This is a genomic window from Amycolatopsis sp. cmx-11-51 (genome assembly GCF_047608665.1).
In the GTDB taxonomy this organism is placed as follows: domain Bacteria; phylum Actinomycetota; class Actinomycetes; order Mycobacteriales; family Pseudonocardiaceae; genus Amycolatopsis.
The window spans coordinates 249,953-267,679 of sequence record NZ_JADNQO010000005.1 but is presented as its reverse complement, the minus strand read 5'-3'; the positions used below and the strand labels follow the sequence as shown (position 1 = coordinate 267,679).

The window sequence follows — 17,727 nt, the reverse complement described above, 5'->3', positions numbered from 1 at the left end:
GCATGGGGCGGCTGGCCGGCAAGGTCGCGGTGGTCTTCGGCGGCGCGAGGGGTATCGGTCTCGCCACTGTGAAGGAGTTCGTAGCCGAGGGCGCGACTGTGTTCTCCAGTGACATCCGCGAACCCGCGGAATTCGTCGACGGTGCCCGACACTCCCTTGTGGACGCCACCGACGAGGTGCCGGTCGATGAGTTCGTGCGCGGGGTGCTGGCCGAAACCGGCCGGGTCGACGTGCTGTTCAACAACGTCGGCATCCACCTCGGAAAGCCGCTGACGGACACCACGCCGGCGGAGTTCGACAACATCTTCGCGCTGAACGTGCGGGCCGCCTTCCTCGGCACGCGAGCCGTCCTGCCGCACATGATCGCGAACAAGGCGGGCAGCATCATCACGACGTCGTCCAACGGCGGCGTGATGGGCCGCCCCGGCGACCCGGTGTACAACGCCACCAAGCACGCGCTGGTCGGCATGATGAAATCGATCGCCGTCGCGCACGCACACCAGGGGATCCGGGCGAACACGGTCAACCCGGGCGCGATCGACACCGACATGTTGCGCGGCACGCTCGCCTCCCCGGAGGAATTCGAGACCGAGCAACACCAACTGACCGCGAGCACACCCGCCGGACGGGTCGGCGAAGCGTGGGAAGTCGCGAAGGCCGTCGTCTTCCTGGCGAGCGACGAATCCCGGTTCATCAACGGGGTCGCGCTCCCGATCGACGGTGCCAAGGCCGCCGGCGCCATGCCCGGCAACCGGTACAGTCTCGACTTCGAACTCGGCGTCAGGTAGCGCCATGTCCACTCCTGCCGCCGAGGAGACACTGGCCGGCGACCGGCCCCTGCTCGAACGGAGCGGGACGGCGGAACGGGTCGCCGGGATCCTGCGCCAGCGCATCACCGAAGGTGTTTTCCCGCCGGGGTCGAGGCTTTCCGAGCCGTCGATCAGCGCCGCGCTCGGCGTGTCGCGCAACACCCTGCGCGAGTCGTTCCAGTTGCTGGCGCACGAACGGCTCGCGGTGCACGAACTCAACCGTGGCGTGTTCGTCCGGGAGCTGACCGCGCAGGACATCTCGGACCTCTACGTCATGCGGCGGGTCACCGAATGCGGTGCGCTGCGGCGTGCGTCCGAACTGTCCACTGTGGATCTTTCGGGCATCGCCCGCGCGGTGGAGGAAGGTCTCGCCGCGGCGGACGAAGGTGACTGGCAGGTGGTCGGGACCGCGAGCATCGCGTTCCATCAGGCGATCGGCGACCTGGCGGGCAGTGAGCGGGTCAGCACGACGATGCGCCAGGTGCTGGCGGAGACGCGGCTCTTCTTCGTGCTGGCGGAGAACACGCGTACGTTCTTCGAACCGTTCCTGGAGCGGCACGAGCGGATCCTGCGAGATCTGGAGCGAGGGCGTTTCGGGCCCGCGGAGGCGGCGTTGGAGAAGTACCTGCGGGATGCGGAGAAGCAGCTTCTGGCCTTTTACGACCGTCGAGGCTGAGCGTCCGTGAAAGCCTCCTTCCCTACTCTCAAGGCAGGGCCCCGGCAAAGTCGAGATGGTGGTCAAGCGCGGCCGCCCCCCGGTGTCGCGGAAGCCACTTTCGCGACATCAGACGTCCCGAAAGTGACAGTAGCTACCCAAGACACTCATGGCTCTGGCACGAATCGCCACTCGCGACCACCCCGACCCAACCCATTCCGGACACTTGACGAGTCCAGGCCCGGATCGCCAAGAGCGGCACTGAACTGCAGTTGCGCGACTTTGCCGAAACCCTGCTCTCAAGGTAGGGAAAGGAGGCCTTCACTGCCTTGAGAGTCCTTCGGGCGCCGCACGGATGGAAGGCTCGGGGAGCAGTCTCCGTCGCTGCGTGGGGGGCGGATCGCCACAACTGCTCCTTACCCAGGGTGAAAAGCACATCGCACGCGCGTCACTCGCCAGCCCAGTCCCGGGGCGTTTCAGCCCTCTGGCCAGGCGGCGACGAGCGCGCCAGCGAGACGACGCATAGTTCGTTCAGAATGCTCAACTCTGAACAAACTCACGCATCAAACAACAGGATCGACGGGCGCGGGTCAAGGGCCGGGGGATGGGGTCGGAATCCGCCGACGGTCGCGCTGACATACCGGACAGGTCCGCGCGGTGAACTGTGCACGATGGAGTGTTCGCGCCGCGGCCGGATCCGGGTGAGGATGGGGGCACGAGCACAAGGAGGAAGATCATGGTGTCGTCGGCGTCCGCGCACAATCCGCTGTGGCATCCCTTCGCGGACATGGGGGCGGTCGATGGCGACCGGCTGGTCATCACCCGCGGTGAGGGTTCCTACGTCTGGGACGACGAGGGGAAGCGCTATTTCGACGCGACCGCGTCGCTCTGGTACGCGAATTTCGGGCACGGGCGCGAGGAGATCGCGCAGGCCGTCGCGGACCAGCTGCGGACGCTCGATTCGTACAACCTGTTCGGCTACAACGCCAACGAGCCCGCGCTGAAACTCGCCGAGCGGGTCTCCGCGCTCGCACCGGAACCGGGTTCGAAGGTGTTCTTCGGCTCGGGCGGCGGTGACGTCATCGACACCGCGGTCAAGATCGCACGATCGTATTTCGCGCATACCGGGCGCCCGGAGAAGGTGCACGTCATCGGGCGAGTGCAGGGTTACCACGGCACGCACGGTTTCGGCACGGCCGTCGGAGGCATCGCGGCCAACGCCGTGGGCTTCGGGCCGCTGCCGGGCGACATCTCGCACGTGCCGTACGACAGCGCCGAAGCGCTCGAAGCGGAGATCCAGCGGGTGGGCCCGGAGCGGGTCGCGGCGTTCTTCTGTGAACCGGTGATCGGCGCGGGTGGGGTCCTGCTGCCGCCGGAGGGTTACCTCGAGACGGTCGCCGAGATCTGCCGCCAGCACGGCGTGCTGTTCGTCGCGGACTGCGTGATCGCCGCGTTCGGGCGCCTGGGGACCTGGTTCGGGATCGACCGGTGGCCGGTGAAACCGGACATGATCACCACGGCGAAGGGCATCACCGGCGGGACGATCCCGTTGGGCGCGCTGATCGTCTCGCCGAAGGTGGCCGAGCCCTTCTTCACCGGCAAGCCGGGTGCGCCGGTGTTGCGGCACGGCGCGACCTACGCGGGGCATCCGGTCGCCTGCGCGGCGGGGAACGCGACGCTGGACATCTACGAGCGTGACGGGCTCATTCCGCGCGGGCGGGAACTGGAGAAACCGCTGGCGGACGCGCTTTCCGGGCTGGCGTCACACCCGTTGGTCGGCCAGGTGCGGGCCGGGCTGGGTTTCCTCGGCGCGGTGGAACTGAAGGCCGACTTCCTGGCGTCCGACGCCGCTGCGCCGAACCGGTTGCAGCGGATCGCGCGGGAGGAAGGCGTCCTGGTGCGGAACCTGGCCAAGGGGATCGCGGTCTCGCCGCCATTGATCGCCGGAGAGGCCGAACTGGGCCTGCTCGCTTCGGCCTTGCCGCGTGCGCTGGACCGCCTCGGCTGAGTCACCCGGCGACGGCGGTCACCTGTGGCCGCCTACCGGAACGCGTTCCGGTAGGCGCCGGGCGAGACGCCGGCCTGTTTGAGGAAGTGGTGCCAAGGCCGCTGAGCTTCGCGATCCTCCCCACCGGGAGGTCGGTCGATTCCAGCAGGCTCTGCGCTTGGGAAAGACGCTGGGTAACACAGTCAGGGTCCCGGCTATGTCGCAGGGTTGCTGGCGGTAGTCCGGGCTTGACGTTTCTGGTGCCCGCAAGGGCCGAGTGGGTGCCGGAGGGGGCATGTCCCGGAAACTCTGTCGATCAAGCTCCGCAACCGGTGTGACCCCCGCGACGAGAGGAATGGGGACACTCAACATCCCAACTCCTACATCGTCAGCCTCACACAGCGACGAAGAGCCGTCTGACCTGCAAAATCTCGACTTTGCCGGACCCTGACTTCCAAGTCCGTGAAGGAGGCCTTCACCACCTCGCGAGCCTCGGAACCCCGGCGAGCATCGTGACCGTGTGGATTTTGGGACCTCTGACGTCCCAAAATCCACACAGTGCCCCCTTGTGCGCCACCTCCTACGGATGCAAAACGCAATGAAGGGGCCTTTCACGGCGAATTTCGCTATGGAAGGCCCCTTCATGGCATCACCTCCGCGATCAGGGACGCGGAGTGTGACGCGCACGAGGGCCTCGCGCTCGGTCATGAAGGGCGCAGCCGACGGGACCAGGTCCCTTCATGACACCCCCAGTGCGACGGGCCCGCGTGGGCCCGCCTCAGCAGAGGCGGAGTTCGGTGCCCTCGGGGTCCGCGATGGTGAACCACGCGGACGGCCTCGGTACTACCTGGAAGTCATACGCCATACCGGCACATTAACCACCCGCCCCGACAATTCCGGGAGTTCATACCCGCTGACCACGGTGAACCGCCACTTGTCGACCCCGCCGCCCATGATCTCGGCGTAGCGCCGGGCGCCGTCCGCGTTGGCGAAGCGCACCTGCTGGCCATTGGTGAGATGGGTGATCTTGACCGCCATCCGTGTCTCCTCTGCTCCGGTGCCGGCCCGCGGAGCTTCCCCCTCCGGGGCCGGCGCGGACAGTAGAACACACGTTCGATAGACGTGGCCAACCGAACCCCCCGCACGGGTCATCGCCGCATGGTCACTCTCGGCCACGCGTCCAGCCCGCGGGCGATTTCGTGGCTTCGGATGGCTCGCAGCCCCTCGGTGAGAGCCTCCTCGCCGAGCGTCACGAAGCCGAGCCGGGCGTAGTACGGCGCGTTCCACGGCACCTCGGCGTACGTCGTCAGCGTCAGCCCCGCGAGTCCTTCGCGCGAGGCCCACTCCGAGGCGTGCTCGATCAGTCGCCGCCCGAGACCCTGTCGCGCGTGGTCCGGATGGACGGACACCTGCTCGATGTGGCCGTAGCTGTCGACGACCTCGGCGAGCAGGTACGCCACCGGGCCGTTCCCGTCGTCGAGGACCCAGGCGCGCCCCGCGCTCCGGTAGGCCGCGAGGTCCGCGAGCGAGGGCGGGTCGTCGTCGGCGATCGCGGCCATGCCGAGCGCGCGGAACGGTTCGCCCGCGGCGCGTTCGATGTCCTGGAGCACGGGCAGGTCTTCGGGCACGGCGAGTCGGATCACGGATCGAGTTCTACCCCGCCGCGAGAGTGATCGCGCGCGAATTTCCGCCGCTTCAGAGGGAAAACGACGAAACGGCCCGATGGATCCTGCCCGCGTACGACTGAAGGGTGACGATGGCGGCCCGTTTCGCGTCGTCGCTGATCCGCGTCGCGGGGGCGGCCAGGCTCAGCACCGCGGGCCGATGCCCGGTGCTCGGGATCGGCACCGAACACGACCAGACGCCGTCGTCCAGTTCGCCCCAGCTGACCGAATACCGGTTGAGATGAGCGCGTTTGACCTCTTCCCGCACGGTCGGCCCGCGACGCTGGACGATCGACGAAAGCCGCCTTTCGCGTTCGCCTTCCGGCAGCATGGCGAGCAGCATCTTGCCCGACGCGCCCGCGCCGAGCGGGACGGAATGGCCGGGCTGGAAGGTGAAGCGCATCGCGCGTTCGCATTCGACCCGGTCCGCGCAGACCGCCGCGTCACCGAAATGCTGGAACAGCAGGACGGTCTCGCCGAGGTCGCGTGCGGCCTCCTCCATCGCCGGACGCGCCAGCCTGGCGAGATCGTTGGCCAGCTGGGCGGCCCGCGCGAGCGGCATCACCTGGCTCGTCACGTGATAGCGCCCGGTCCTGCCCTCCTCCAAAAGCTGTAGTTCCTTCAGTAGTGCGACATAGCGGTACGTCGTGGCGACCGGGGTACCGATCCTCGCGGCCAGTTCGGCGACGCTCGCGTCCCAGCGCCGTTCGGAAAAGGAGAGCAGCAGCTGCAGTACTTTCCGTGAGCTGCTGGCGCCGGGGGTGCGTTTCGGGGGAGCGGTGGAGTCCAGGGATCGTGCGGCAGGCGTCATCTCGACCTCTCGCCGGGGCAATCACAAAGAGTCAAGAAAGTAGCACATTGTGTGAATTGCGGACCAGGGTCTTTGGTCCACGAACAAGCGGACTTCCTGCCGGGTTCGGACCATGGAAAGTCGTTGGCGGGCAATATCGCCCTGGTCGCCGGAGCGACTCGCGGGGCCGGGCGGGGAATACCGCTGGTGCGACCGTTTACGTGACCGGTCGCAGCACCGTGAGCTGGTGGCCCGGGTCGACGCCGAGGAGGGCGCGCCGAACATCCTGGTCAACGACATTTACGGCGCGCCCATCCAAGGGAATAAGACGGTCTGTGGGTCCACTTTGGACACCGGGTTGCGGACGTTGCGGCTCGCCATCTCGCTCCCGCTCATGATCAGGAATCCGGGCGCGCTGGTCACCGAGTGCAACTCGCGGAACGCCCACGATTGGAACCGCATGGCGGTACCGCGGTGACGGTCACGCCAGGTTGGTCGCGTTCCGAAGCGATACTCGACGCTTATCGGGTGACCGAGAGAATTGGCGGGACGCGACGAAGATCCAGCCGCTTTTCGCCATTCTTGGAAGCCCGGCCTTCGTCGGCGGGGCGGTCACGGCGCTGGCCGGTGACACGGTTTCACCGTCCAGGATCCCGGCAAGCCGGCGGACGCCACCGGCTACCGCTGAGGCGTCCGCCGCAGGAACGGCGTGAGCAGGCCCGGCGCGGCCCGCTCCGCCATCGCCAGCCCGGCCGATTCGCCGACGTCGACCACGTGATAGCCGCCCCGGCCCGCCGCGATCGGGGCGGTCACGGTGATCAACCCGCCGCGGCGCTGGAAGAACGAGCGGCTGACGACGATCCCGGTGACCCCCTCGCGCCGGACCGCCACCGTCGCCCGCGCCAGCGAACCGGAGCGGCTGACCAGGTACCGCCCGACGATCGCGTGGCCGAGGTTACGGTAGCGGTCCCAGCCCACGAGCGCGGCGAACGGCACCAGCCCGAGCGCGACCTGCCACATCCAGTCCGGCAGGAAATCGATCCACGCGAGGCTGAACAGCGCCGCCGCCAGGATCAGCACGCCACCGATCGCCCGGGTCAGCCGCCGGGTCAGCGCCCGTCGCGGATGCCGGTTCAGCGGCACGGTCGCCGGGTCGAAGTTCTCCCGCAGCACCTCGGCCGCGACCTCGTGGACCCGGCCGACGGGCGCGGGCGGCAGCAGGAGACCCCCGCCCTTGTCCCCGCCTTTGCCCTCGCGCAGCCCGCCGGCGATCGCGGTGAGCCGCGCCCCGCCCGCGATCCGCAGCGGCAGCGGTTCCTTCACCTCGACGCCGCGAAGCCGGTCCTCTTCGATGGACACCGAACGCGTCGTGATCAGTCCGCGCCGGACGTGCAGGGTGCCTTCGGCCTCCCGGGTGAGCTTGAAGTTCCAGAACGACAGCACGTAGCCGCCGACGGAAAGCAGCGAGACGACCACCAGCAGGGCGACGGCCGCGATCACGACGATCAGCCACACCGCGGTGTTCGCCAGATCGTCCAGGAGATCCCGCAGCGGCCCGACGTTCTCCGGGTCGATGTTCAACTGGTGCGCGAAATGCCAGACCGCGGCGAACATCGCGCCCACCACGGCGAGCCCGGACAGCGTGAACGGCGCGTACCGCACCCACTTCCGGTCGACCTCCGCCACGACCTGCTCCGGCGGCGGCGCGGACTCGGCTTCGGTGACGACTTCCTTACGGTGCAGGAGCACCGTGCGCAGCCGGTGTGCTTCGGTCGCGCTGACGGCGTCGAGCACCAGCTGGTCGCCGCCCGCGCCCTGGCCTGCCGAATGCCGTCCGGTGCCGATGCGCACGGCGCTGAGGGAGAACAGGCGGTGCTTCGGTTCCGAGGTGACGTCGACCGTGCGGACACGGTCGAGCGGAATGGCACGATGCTTGCGCAGCAACAGTCCGGTGGTCCATTCCACCTGGCCGCCGGCGATGCGATAGCGCGACGTGAGCACGTGCGAGATGCCGACGAGCACGGTCAGCGCGGTGATGCCCAGCCCGATCCACTCCCAGCCGTTGCCCCGGCCGAGGAGCACCGTCCCGATCAGCACCGGCAGCGATTTGACGACGTCGAGCACCGGCCGGATCAGCAGCATCCGGCGGTCGAGGCGGTACCACTGGTCGACGGCGGCGTCCGGCGGAGCTTCGGTGCTCATGTCGCGTCACCGGGGGTGGCCTGCGTGGTCTTCGTGAGTTCCGCGGCCAGCGCCAGCGCGTCGGCGTGGTCGAGCCCGGCGATCTTCACCGGGCCCGCGGCCGACGCCGTCGTCACGGTGATCTTAGCCAGCTTGAACAGCTGCTCGACCGGGTCTCGTTCGATGTCGACGGTCTGGATCCGCGAGATCGGCGCGATCCGCCAGTCCTGTTTGAGCCAGCCTTCCTGGGTGTACACGGCCTCGCCGGTGACCTCCCAGCGGTGGATCCGGTAGCGCCACTGCGGCATGACCAGCAGATGCAGCGGCGCGAGCACGCACGAGATCGTCAGTGTCACCGTGAGCCACGTCGGCGGGCCGTCGCTCGTGACCACGAACACCGCCTGCACGCCGGCGAGCACCGCCCAGCCGACCGCGGCCCACACCGTCCAGTACCCGATGGCGCGGCGGCTGACCCGGTTGGCCGGCGGGCGCAGGCTGAGCCGTTCCGCCGGTGCTGTCTCCTCTGTCACCCCTTCAGCCTGCACCACCCCGGCACCACCCCGGCACCGACCGCCCACGACAACCGTCACGCTTGGATAGGATCTCGGCCACCATCGGCGGAATGGATGCCCCCTGTCGGGGCGTTGCCACCCGTAGAGGTGTACGCACGAAACCTGGAGGATCTGGTGGCGCTGGACCCGGAAGACCTGTACGAGGTGGACTCGGACGTCCCTGACCTCGGCGGGGCCGTGCTCCTGCACTACTTCGACGGGTTCATGGACGCGGGTTCGGCGGGCAGACTCGTCGCCGAGCACCTCCTGAACTCGTCCGAGCACCGCGTGATCGCGCGCTTCGACGTCGACCGGCTCATCGACTACCGCTCGCGCCGACCGAGGATGACCTACTCCGTCGACCACTGGGCGGCCTACGACGCCCCCGAACTGGTCGTCCACCTGCTGCACGACGCCGATGGCGTGCCGTTCCTGCTGCTCACCGGGCCGGAACCGGACCACGACTGGGAGCGGTTCTGCGCGGCCGTGCGAGCGCTCGTCGAACGCTGGGACGTCCGGCTCACCACCGGCTTCCACGGCATCCCGATGGGCGCGCCGCACACCCGCCCACTCGGCTTGACCGCGCACGCGACGCGGAACGAACTGGTCGGCGAGCACCGCCCGCTGCCCAACCGGCTTCAGGTGCCGGGCAGCGTCGCCGGGCTGCTGGAGTTCCGGTTCGGTGAGTGGGGGCACGACGCGTCCGGGTTCGCCGCGCACGTGCCGCCGTACCTGGAGGACTCGACGTACCCGAGTGCGGCACTGCACCTGCTCGGGGCCGTCGCCGAGGCGACCGGGCTGAACCTGCCGGACGGTGATCTGCGGGAAGCCTCGCAAGAGGCCGAAGCCGAGATCGCCCGCCAGGTCGCCGGATCGGAGAAGGTCGCCGACATCGTGCGTGCGCTGGAGCAGCAGTACGACACGTTCATGGAGGCGTCCGACAAGGAGAGCCTGCTCGCGGAGTCGGTCGAGCACATGCCGACCGCGGAGGAACTGGGGACACAGTTCGAGCGGTTCCTGGCCGAGCAGCAGAACGGTGGCGACACGCCGGAGCGCTGATCGCCTCGCCTGAAGTACATGAAGGCCTCCTTCCCTACTTTCAGGGCAGGGCTCCGGCAAAGTCGCGCAATTGCCGTTTCGGTGTCGCGAAAGCCACTTTCGGGACCTCTGGTGTCGCGAAAGTGGCTTTCGCGACACCGGGGGGGCGGCCGCGCTTGACGTCTGAGTCACGTTTGGTCGGGGGTGGGTAAGTCGGGTGGGGGCGGATCGGTAGTTGCTTGCCCACGTGAATCAGCCCGACGGGCGCGGGGCCTCGGGCCTTGATCAACGGAGGATGGGGGACACTCGACGTCCCCGATCCTCCGTTGATCATGGTCAACTCGGTCGAGTGGGGAGGATGACACCGTTTTCAGCCAGTAGGCAAAGACAGGTCGGGCAGAAACCGAATCGCCACTCACGACGCGCTTGACCAGCTCTGCGACTCTGCCGGGACCCTGCGCCTAGGTACAAGAAAGGGGCCTTCATGTACTTGGGGAAGCGTCAGTGCCAGCCGAGCGAGGCGATCACACCCCAAGTGCTCTGCAGCCCACTCGAACTGCCCAGCCCGGCCGTCACCATCCCAGGCGTACCGGGAACAGCGGCGAACCCGAGGATCGAGCTCCCGTCAGCCGCCTTCGCCACCTCCGGCGGAAGAGCGTCCTTCCGCCATTCGGTCCCGTTCCACACCGCCATCAGGATGTGACCGTCACCGGGTACCCAGCCCGCGGTCCACAGCTTCCCGGCGCCGTCGAGCGCGGCGGCGTTGACCTCGTCGAACGGGACGGCGGGCAGCGGGCTCCACTTCTGCCCGTCCCAGCGCGTGACGAACGCCGGGATGCCGGTCGCGTTCCATTCGTTCACCCGGCCGACGACGTAGGCCGAGCCGCGGCCGTCGGGCACGACGTGGTTGACCAGCCAGCCGGTGCGGTAGTCCGCCGGAACGGGCACCTCGACCTGCCGCCAGCCCTTGCCGTTCCAGTGCAGCAGGAACGGGGTCTCCTTGCCGTCTGCCGCCACGGACGTCGCGGACACCCAGAGGTCGTCGTCACCCGTGCCGCTGACGCGGGTCGGTCGCAGGGGACGGGCGCCGATCTGCGGGATCTCGACCTGCTCCCAAGCCGTGCCGGTCCAGTGTTCGAAGTGGTCCACGGACTTGTTCGTCTTGAAGTCGTAGTCGTAGGTGATCAGCCACACCGATTTCGGCGAGAACGCGGCGATGTCGCTGGTGAAGCCTTCCATGCCCGATGGTGGTTTCGGGCGTTCGATGTCGGTCCACGCTCGGCCGTCCCACCGTTGGACCAGCGTCGACGAGCCGGCCGCAGCCGGACGGGCAGGCCGCGGACGCCGGGGATCCGCGACCTGCCGGGTGCCCATTTCGACCGTGCGGTCACCGGCGGCCCAGACGTTGTCCGGTGCCGAGGCGGAGACCTTGGTGAACCGGGCGCTGGTGCCGGTGACCGGGGCCGGGGTGGTGTCGGCCCAGGTCGTGCCGTCCCACCGGACCGCGACCGGGACCTCGGCGCTGCCGGTCCAGGTGCTGCCGACGGTCCAGGCGTCGTTCGTGCCGGTGGCCGCGACGCCGTAGTAGATCCGGTTCACCGTGCTGTCCAGCGGTTGTTCGAGCCGCCAGCCCTCGCTCGCCGACGCCGTACTCGTGAGCAGGCCGGACAGGCCGAGGACCAGGCCGGACACGGTCAGCGCGGATCGTCTTGCTACGCCTTGCATCTGGGACCCTTCCAGTTGTCGCGGGAGTGCAGGTGAACTCCTTACGAACCACCCGCCCGGAAGGTTGCCCCGGTCAGTGGTCGATGGCGACCATTTCCCTCGAATGCTTCGGCCGTTCGATCTCGTCGACCAGCGCGACCGCGAGATCCGCGTAGGAGAACGGTCCGGCGTCCTCCGCGCGCGGCAGTACCCGGTGGTCCCCGCTGCGGTATCCGCCCGTGCGTTCGGCATGTTCGTCGATCATCGCGGGCGGTGGCGCGACGATCACCCAGTCCAGCCCGCCGCCGGACGCACGGAGGACCTCCAGTTGCGCCGTGTGCCCGAGCGAGAACTCGCGGTGCGCCGACGGCCAGCCCGGCTGGTCGTGGAAAGCGACGCCCGGTGCGATCTCCAGCGCCGATCCGACGCCGACGACGACCAGCCGCGTGACGCCGGCCCGGCCGAGGCCGTCGATCAGCGCGTGCGCGGCGGCGGGGTAGTACTCCTGTGACGGCAGATCCGCGCGGTAGACGGAACTGATCGCGGCGTCGTGCCCGGCGGCGGCCTTCGCGACGTCGTCGGCGACCGTGACGTCGGCGGCGATCAAGGTGACGTTGTCCCCGGCGAGATCCGCGTGACGGCGGGGATCCCGGACGGCGGCGGTCACCAGGTGGCCCCGGCTCACGGCTTCGGCGACGGCACGGCGTCCGCCACGTCCGCCTGCCCCGAAGATGACGATCCTGCTCATTGCGCTCCCTTTTTCGTGCCGGTACTCGGGTCACCGGCGACGAACGCGATGGTAGGAGCGGACCCCTCGGTTACCGCAACGAAACCGACCCCTCGGGTGTTCTGGCCCCGTTCACTCGAATGGTGCTGGTGTAGCGTCCCGGAATGCGTCACCCGGTACCCCGTTCAGCGACGAAGACCTCGGGCCGATCGGCCCGAGGCGCCCTCGGCAGGGCCTGTACCGGTTCGCCCGGCGATTCCATGATCCTTGTACCGAGGAACTGAACCTGGTCGCCACGGAACTGCGCGCGGAGATCGTCCGGCAAGGGGAGCGCTGCTTCGCACGTCCACAAGAGACTCTCGCGTACGCGCTTCCCTCAGCCCGTCAGGAGGTGCGAACCAGCCGTCGATCGCGAGCCGCATCCGGGCGAGAACGTCCTTTTTGGTCAGGTCGCCCACCATCAGGCTCACCGCGGCCCGGGGCGACCTCGAGCCGTTCGGCCAGTTCGTTCAACGCGATCCAGAGGCTCATCCCGGACTCGCGTCGGCGTTGAACCGGCTGCGTGCGGAGCGCGAAACCGTGGCTCGCGCGCTGCTCGACCCTTGACGACTTGTTGCGGGGTAAGGGAGAGCTACGAAGAGGCGAATCTGCTCCCGGCGCTCCGCGAGGACGGCGCGATGTCGCCCTGAGCGGCTGCTTTTGTCACAGCTTGGGAACCACTGGCCGAAGGCGCGTGCTCCGGACCTGGGAATATACGGCAGGGTTACTCCGAGCGGGTGAGAACCTCAGGCCGCTGGAAGGAGACGACGGTAACGAATGTCCGTTCCTGGGCGACTGATCGTTGTCCGCACCGATCGGCGCGACGCCCCCGACCGGAATAGTGAGAACCGATGAAGCTTCGAAGAGCCTCACTTCTGTCTCTCGTGGCCGCCGTGGCCGCGATCATGCTCGTTGCGCCGTCCTCCGCCCTCGCGGCCCCGCCGACCAGCGCGGTGGAGGTCTCGCCGACCACCGTCCAACGTGGACAGACGTTCACCGTCGAGCAGACCGTCTACAACGCCGACGCGACGTCGACCATCGAAGGTGGCAAGGCGACGCTCTACGGCAAGGAATCCTCCCTGCCGGGGATCGTCGACCTGGTGTCGTGTCCCGGCGCGTTCGCCTGCGACATGCTCGGCGGCAGCATCCGCGGCGGAGTCGGCACCGTGACGCCCGGCCAGAGCAAGACCGTGCTGTTCACCTTCCGGGTCAAGGATGACGCCCCACTGGGCAGTGTCACCCTGCAGCACCAGTTCGTCGGTGACAACTACAGCTTCGAGATCCTCGACGGCCCCGTGCTGACCATCACCGGCGCGCAGAGCGCCGCCGATCTCGGTGTCACGCTGACCGCGTCCCCACGCGGGATCCTGACGTCGACGATCGAGTACACGGTCAAGGTCACGAACTCCGGACCGGGCACGGCGTCCGGGATCCGGGTGGCGTCGACCCCCGGCAACGGGCTGCGGTTCACCGGCTCGTCCACCTGCTCGAACCCGGGCGGCACGAACGTCGTCAACTGCGACGTCTCGTCGCTCGCGTCCGGAACCAGCGCCACGGCCAAGTTCTCGGTGGCCGCCGGACTGCTGGCCCTCGGGCCGGTCAAGACGACCGCGAAGATCACGCAGAGTTCCGTCGCCGACCCGAACGCGGCCAACAACACCGCGTCGTCGACCTGCACCGCGATCACCGGGCTCCTGCTCATCTGCTAACACCCTCGCCCTTCGGCACCTGATCGCGAGAACTTCGCGATCAGGTGCCGAATCCCGTGCGGGGGTCAGCGCAGGCGGACGGCCCGTGCGTGAAGATAACGCTGGTGCGGCAGGCTCGTCGCGCGCCGTGCGGCCTCCACATAGGACTCGACGGCCCTGACGACATCTCCGGCCATCTCGAACAGATGCGCGCGGAGCCGTCAGGCGAGACCGGACATCGAGTCCGGACCTTTTCGAAGGGATTCTCCCTCAGCCGGGGACCGATCGGCGACTTTGGCCGCCCGCTCGATTTCCGCCAGCCGGTTCTCCCAGAAGGCCTTGTCCTGCCCCCGCCGGGCAGCCACCTCGACCTCGCCGTCCAGTTGCTCGCGCAGGATGTCGGCGTGCCCGGCGTGACGGCTGGTCTCCGTGAGGATGTGGACCAGGACGTTGAACAGCATCACGTCGGGACGCGGCCACCAGGGAACGTGGCCGGGCGAATCGAGGGGGAGAGCGGCGATGGTCGCGTCGGCGTGTTCCCAGACGCGCCGGTAGCGACCGGTGATCTCCTCGCGGGTCTCGTGCTCGGTCGCCCACAAGTCGGTGCCGCGCGGGCCGGGGTCGTTCCACCGGGGGACGGGCTCGGGGAACGGCCGGCCGAAGACCTCGCCGAAGTACCGGGACTCCCACACCGACAGGTGCTTGACCAGGCCGAGCAGGTTGGTCCCGGTCGAGGTCAGCGGACGGCGGATGTCGTACTCGGACAGCCCGTCGAGCTTCCGGAGCATCGCCTCACGGAGCTCTCGCAGGTCGCCGTGCAGGTACTTCTTCGCGAAGTCATCGATCATGACCACGAGCATGCACGAAGGCGGGTTCCACCAGGGAACGGCGCCGCGTGGCGCGCAGGGCGACCGAGCACGCCAGCCCGAGGACCAGCATGCCTATCGGGAGCAGGAAGGCGGTCTTGACCGCGTCCGTGAGCGCGGCGTCGGTGATCCGCAGGGCGAGTTCCCCTGCCTGGACGGCGATCTCCGGTGGCAGGTCCGCCGGGAGCACGGGTGCCTCCCCGCCGAACTCGGCGGCGGCGCCCGCCGCTCCGGCCTCTCCGGTGAAGCCGCTGACGAAGCGTTGCCGGAATTCGGCGGGCAACGCGGCCGCGGCTTCGTTCGCCCTGCCGACCATCGAGGCACCGGTCTGCGCCTGCAGCACCACACCGACGGCCGCCCCGCCGAGGACCCCGCCGATCTGCCGCGCCGTGTTGAAGATGCCCGACGCGCTGCCGACCAGCGAACGCTCGACCGAGTTGAGGGTCACGTTGCCCATCGGGGAGAAGATGAACCCGACCCCGAGACCGCACCACAGCAGTCCGGGGATCAGGGACAGCGGTGAACTCGCCGGGATGACCACCAGTGCGAGGACGCACAGGCCGCCGCACAGCGAGAACAACCCGAACATCAGCGGGTACTTGGGGTTCATCCGGTCCGACAACCGCCCCGCGAACGGCGCGACGGCGCCGGACATCAGGGCGAGTGGCGCGGTGAGCAGGCCGGCATCGGTCGGGGACAGGCCGAGTACCGACTGGAGGTAGATGGCCAGCAGCAAGAGCGTGCTGGTCATCGCGAACCCGACCATCACCGCGGACGCGGCGCCGAGGGAGAAGTCGCGGTTGCGGAAGATCCGCAACGGCAGCAGGGGTTCGCGGCGGTTGACCCGTTGCCACAGGACGAAACCCCCGAGCAGCAGCACTCCCGCCCCGACGATGTCGAAGATCGCGATCCCCGCGCCGACGGTCCCCCAGCCGTAAGTCTGTCCATTTTGGATTCCGAAGACGACACAGACGAGACCCGCGCCGAAGAGCAGGATGCCGGGAACGTCGAAGCGGTGCGAGTTCCCCGGTCGCCAGTCGGGCACCCGGACGGCCGTGAGCGCCAAGGCGACCAGCCCGATCGGCACGTTCGCGAAGAAGATCCACTCCCAGCCGAGCCTGTCGACGAGCACACCGCCGAGCACCGGCCCGGTGATCATGGCGACGCCCGCGACACTGCCCCAGGCGCCCAGCGCCGGACCGCGCTTGTCCGGCGGGAACAAATGCGTGATGAAGGCCGTCGTTTGCGGGGTCATCAGCGCCGCGCCGAGACCCTGCACCGCGCGGGCGACGATCAGTGTCTCCACACTTCCGGAAAGCCCGCACCACAGTGACGCCCCGGTGAACACCACGAGCCCGGCGACGAAGACGCGCTTCGGCCCGAACCGGTCACCCAGCCTGCTGGCGGGCAGGATCGGAACGGCGTAGGCGAGCAGGTACACGCTGGTCACCCAGATCACCGCGGTCAGTTCGGTGCCGAGTTCGCGCACCATCGAAGGCACCGCGGTGTTCACGATGGTCATGTCCAGCATGACCATGAAGAAACCCAGGCACAGCGCGAAAAGCGCGGACCAGGGTTTGACTCGCTTCGTCATCGTTCTTCCCGTCCTCGACGGCGAGGGGACGACGAGTGAGGCCCGGAAACCACTCGCCGTCCACCCCCGGTCAGCCTGCCTGCCGGACCATGTCGCCGGTGCGCGGCAGGGCCGACGGACGGCCGATGCCCTGATAGGAAAGGCCCGTCGTGGCCACGGTGAGCGGATCGAGGAGGTTCCGGGTGTCGATGACGGACCGGCCGTCGAGCCGGTCGGCGATCCGCGCCCAGTCGAGAGCGCGAAACTCCGGCCATTCCGTCAGCAGCACGATCGCCGCCGCGCCGTTCGCCGCGTGATAGGCGGTTCCCGTGATCCGCACCCCGTCCGTCACCCCCGGCACCGGGGCGTGGACGCTGGGGTCGTAGCCGAACAGTTCCGCGCCTTCGGCGGCCAGCCGTCCGGCGACAGCCAGCGCCGGGGAGTCCCGCAAATCGTCCGTCCCGGCCTTGAACGTCAAGCCGAGCAGGCCGATCCGGACGCCGGCCAGGTCGCCGCCGACGGCCTTGCGCACCTTGTCGACCACCAGTTCCTGCTGCTTCAGGTTGGTTTCGATCGCCGCTCGCAGCAGGGAAAAGTCGCTGCCGGCCGACTCCGCGATGTGCAGCAGGGCGAAGGTGTCCTTCGGCAGGCAGGAACCACCCCAGCCGGGGCCGGGTCGCAGGAACGACTTGCCGATCCGTGCGTCGTAACCCATTCCCAGCGTCACGTCGTCGATACTCGCGTCGAGGTACTCGCACAGTTCGGCGACGGTGTTCACAAAGGACAGACGTGTCGCGAGATAGCAGTTGGACGCGTACTTGATCATCTCGGCGCTCGCGGAATCGGTCACCAGGACGGAAGTGTCGAGCTTCCCGTACAGGTCGGCGACGCGCTGGGCGGAGACCGGGTCACGATCGGCCGAGCCGACCACGATCCGGTCGGGATTCAGGAAGTCGTGGACCGCGGACCCTTCACGGAGGAACTCGGGATTGGACACGACCGCCACGTCCGTTCGATCGATCAGTTCCGCGACGCGGGCCGCCGTGCCGACCGGCACCGTCGACTTGTTCACCACGACGCATCCGGGCTGCAGGAGTTCCCGCAACTCGGCCACCACGAACTCCAGCGTCGTCAGATCCGCCGCGCCGGTGGCGCTCATCGGCGTCGGCACGCAAAGGATCACGATGCTCGCGTCGGCCACCGCCGCGCTCGCGCCGAGGACGAAGCCCAGCCTGCCGGACGCCAGCCCGTCCACCACCAGTTCGCAGATCCCCGGCTCCCGGATGGTCGCCTCACCTCGGCTCAAGGCGTCGACCTTGTCCCGGTCGACGTCCGCGCACACGACCTGGTGTCCCAGTGACGAAAGGCAGGCGGCCGTGGTCAACCCGACATAGCCCGCGCCGATCACGGCGACCTTGGTCCCGAACGTTGCATTCATTTCCCTTGACCCTCCTG

The 17,727-nt window shown here is 68.6% G+C and carries 16 protein-coding genes; 6 read left to right on the top strand and 10 right to left on the bottom strand.

Annotation, left to right across the window (positions count from 1 at the left end; genetic code table 11):
* The first annotated feature begins 2 nt into the window (after window positions 1–2).
* The 3 genes from ACM6LU_RS20860 to ACM6LU_RS20850 all read left to right on the top strand — a co-directional run bounded on the left by ACM6LU_RS20860 (window position 3) and on the right by ACM6LU_RS20850 (window position 3,472).
* On the top strand, window positions 3–788 hold the full coding sequence (locus ACM6LU_RS20860; protein ID WP_414939388.1) for an SDR family NAD(P)-dependent oxidoreductase: 786 nt from the start codon (window positions 3–5) through the stop codon (window positions 786–788).
* Between the two features lie 4 nt (window positions 789–792).
* Window positions 793–1,485, top strand: a complete 693-nt coding sequence (locus ACM6LU_RS20855) for a GntR family transcriptional regulator (RefSeq protein ID WP_414939387.1) — start codon at window positions 793–795, stop codon at window positions 1,483–1,485.
* A 715-nt stretch (window positions 1,486–2,200) separates the two neighbouring features.
* Window positions 2,201–3,472 carry an aspartate aminotransferase family protein gene (locus ACM6LU_RS20850; protein WP_414939386.1) on the top strand — a complete coding sequence of 424 codons (1,272 nt, stop codon included), beginning with the start codon at window positions 2,201–2,203 and terminating at the stop codon, window positions 3,470–3,472.
* Between the two features lie 822 nt (window positions 3,473–4,294).
* Here ACM6LU_RS20850 and ACM6LU_RS20845 read toward each other — a convergent pair.
* From ACM6LU_RS20845 to ACM6LU_RS20835, 3 genes are all read right to left on the bottom strand, one after another.
* On the bottom strand, window positions 4,295–4,489 hold the full coding sequence (locus ACM6LU_RS20845; RefSeq protein WP_414939385.1) for a hypothetical protein: 195 nt from the start codon (window positions 4,487–4,489) through the stop codon (window positions 4,295–4,297).
* Window positions 4,490–4,599: 110 nt separating this feature from the next.
* The gene (locus ACM6LU_RS20840) at window positions 4,600–5,094 is read right to left on the bottom strand and encodes a GNAT family N-acetyltransferase (protein ID WP_414939384.1); all 495 of its coding nucleotides are present in this window, start codon (window positions 5,092–5,094) and stop codon (window positions 4,600–4,602) included.
* A 52-nt stretch (window positions 5,095–5,146) separates the two neighbouring features.
* A complete protein-coding gene (locus ACM6LU_RS20835; RefSeq protein WP_414939557.1) occupies window positions 5,147–5,926 on the bottom strand; it encodes an IclR family transcriptional regulator in 780 nt (259 codons plus the stop codon).
* Between the two features lie 226 nt (window positions 5,927–6,152).
* Here ACM6LU_RS20835 and ACM6LU_RS20830 point away from each other — a divergent pair, with 226 nt between their 5' ends.
* A complete protein-coding gene (locus ACM6LU_RS20830) occupies window positions 6,153–6,383 on the top strand; it encodes a hypothetical protein (RefSeq protein ID WP_414939383.1) in 231 nt (76 codons plus the stop codon).
* Window positions 6,384–6,583: 200 nt separating this feature from the next.
* Here the strand turns inward: ACM6LU_RS20830 and ACM6LU_RS20825 are convergent, their stop codons facing one another.
* Together ACM6LU_RS20825 and ACM6LU_RS20820 are read right to left on the bottom strand one after the other, a co-directional pair.
* Window positions 6,584–8,107: a PH domain-containing protein gene (locus tag ACM6LU_RS20825; protein ID WP_414939382.1), complete on the bottom strand. Its 1,524-nt coding sequence runs from the start codon at window positions 8,105–8,107 to the stop codon at window positions 6,584–6,586.
* Window positions 8,104–8,616 (bottom strand): PH domain-containing protein, encoded by a 513-nt coding sequence (locus ACM6LU_RS20820; RefSeq protein WP_414939381.1) that lies wholly within the window; start codon window positions 8,614–8,616, stop codon window positions 8,104–8,106. Before ACM6LU_RS20820 ends, ACM6LU_RS20825 begins: the two co-directional genes overlap by 4 nt.
* 156 nt (window positions 8,617–8,772) lie before the next feature.
* On the opposite strand from ACM6LU_RS20820, the gene ACM6LU_RS20815 reads away from it, so the two are divergent.
* On the top strand, window positions 8,773–9,696 hold the full coding sequence (locus tag ACM6LU_RS20815; RefSeq protein WP_414939380.1) for a proteasome assembly chaperone family protein: 924 nt from the start codon (window positions 8,773–8,775) through the stop codon (window positions 9,694–9,696).
* A 480-nt stretch (window positions 9,697–10,176) separates the two neighbouring features.
* Here ACM6LU_RS20815 and ACM6LU_RS20810 read toward each other — a convergent pair whose 3' ends face one another.
* Window positions 10,177–11,400: a hypothetical protein gene (locus ACM6LU_RS20810; RefSeq protein WP_414939379.1), complete on the bottom strand. Its 1,224-nt coding sequence runs from the start codon at window positions 11,398–11,400 to the stop codon at window positions 10,177–10,179.
* Window positions 11,401–11,473: 73 nt separating this feature from the next.
* On the bottom strand, window positions 11,474–12,127 hold the full coding sequence (locus ACM6LU_RS20805; RefSeq protein WP_414939378.1) for an NAD(P)-dependent oxidoreductase: 654 nt from the start codon (window positions 12,125–12,127) through the stop codon (window positions 11,474–11,476).
* Between the two features lie 869 nt (window positions 12,128–12,996).
* On the opposite strand from ACM6LU_RS20805, the gene ACM6LU_RS20800 reads away from it, so the two are divergent.
* Window positions 12,997–13,854, top strand: a complete 858-nt coding sequence (locus ACM6LU_RS20800; RefSeq protein WP_414939377.1) for a DUF11 domain-containing protein — start codon at window positions 12,997–12,999, stop codon at window positions 13,852–13,854.
* Window positions 13,855–14,054: 200 nt separating this feature from the next.
* Here the strand turns inward: ACM6LU_RS20800 and ACM6LU_RS20795 are convergent, their stop codons facing one another.
* The 3 genes from ACM6LU_RS20795 to ACM6LU_RS20785 form a co-directional block, all read right to left on the bottom strand.
* Window positions 14,055–14,681, bottom strand: coding sequence for a DinB family protein (locus tag ACM6LU_RS20795; RefSeq protein WP_414939376.1), 627 nt, complete (start codon window positions 14,679–14,681; stop codon window positions 14,055–14,057).
* Window positions 14,671–16,293 carry a DHA2 family efflux MFS transporter permease subunit gene (locus tag ACM6LU_RS20790; protein WP_414939375.1) on the bottom strand — a complete coding sequence of 541 codons (1,623 nt, stop codon included), beginning with the start codon at window positions 16,291–16,293 and terminating at the stop codon, window positions 14,671–14,673. Before ACM6LU_RS20790 ends, ACM6LU_RS20795 begins: the two co-directional genes overlap by 11 nt.
* 70 nt (window positions 16,294–16,363) lie before the next feature.
* A complete protein-coding gene (locus ACM6LU_RS20785) occupies window positions 16,364–17,710 on the bottom strand; it encodes a UDP-glucose dehydrogenase family protein (protein ID WP_414939374.1) in 1,347 nt (448 codons plus the stop codon).
* Between the last annotated feature and the right edge of the window lie 17 nt (window positions 17,711–17,727).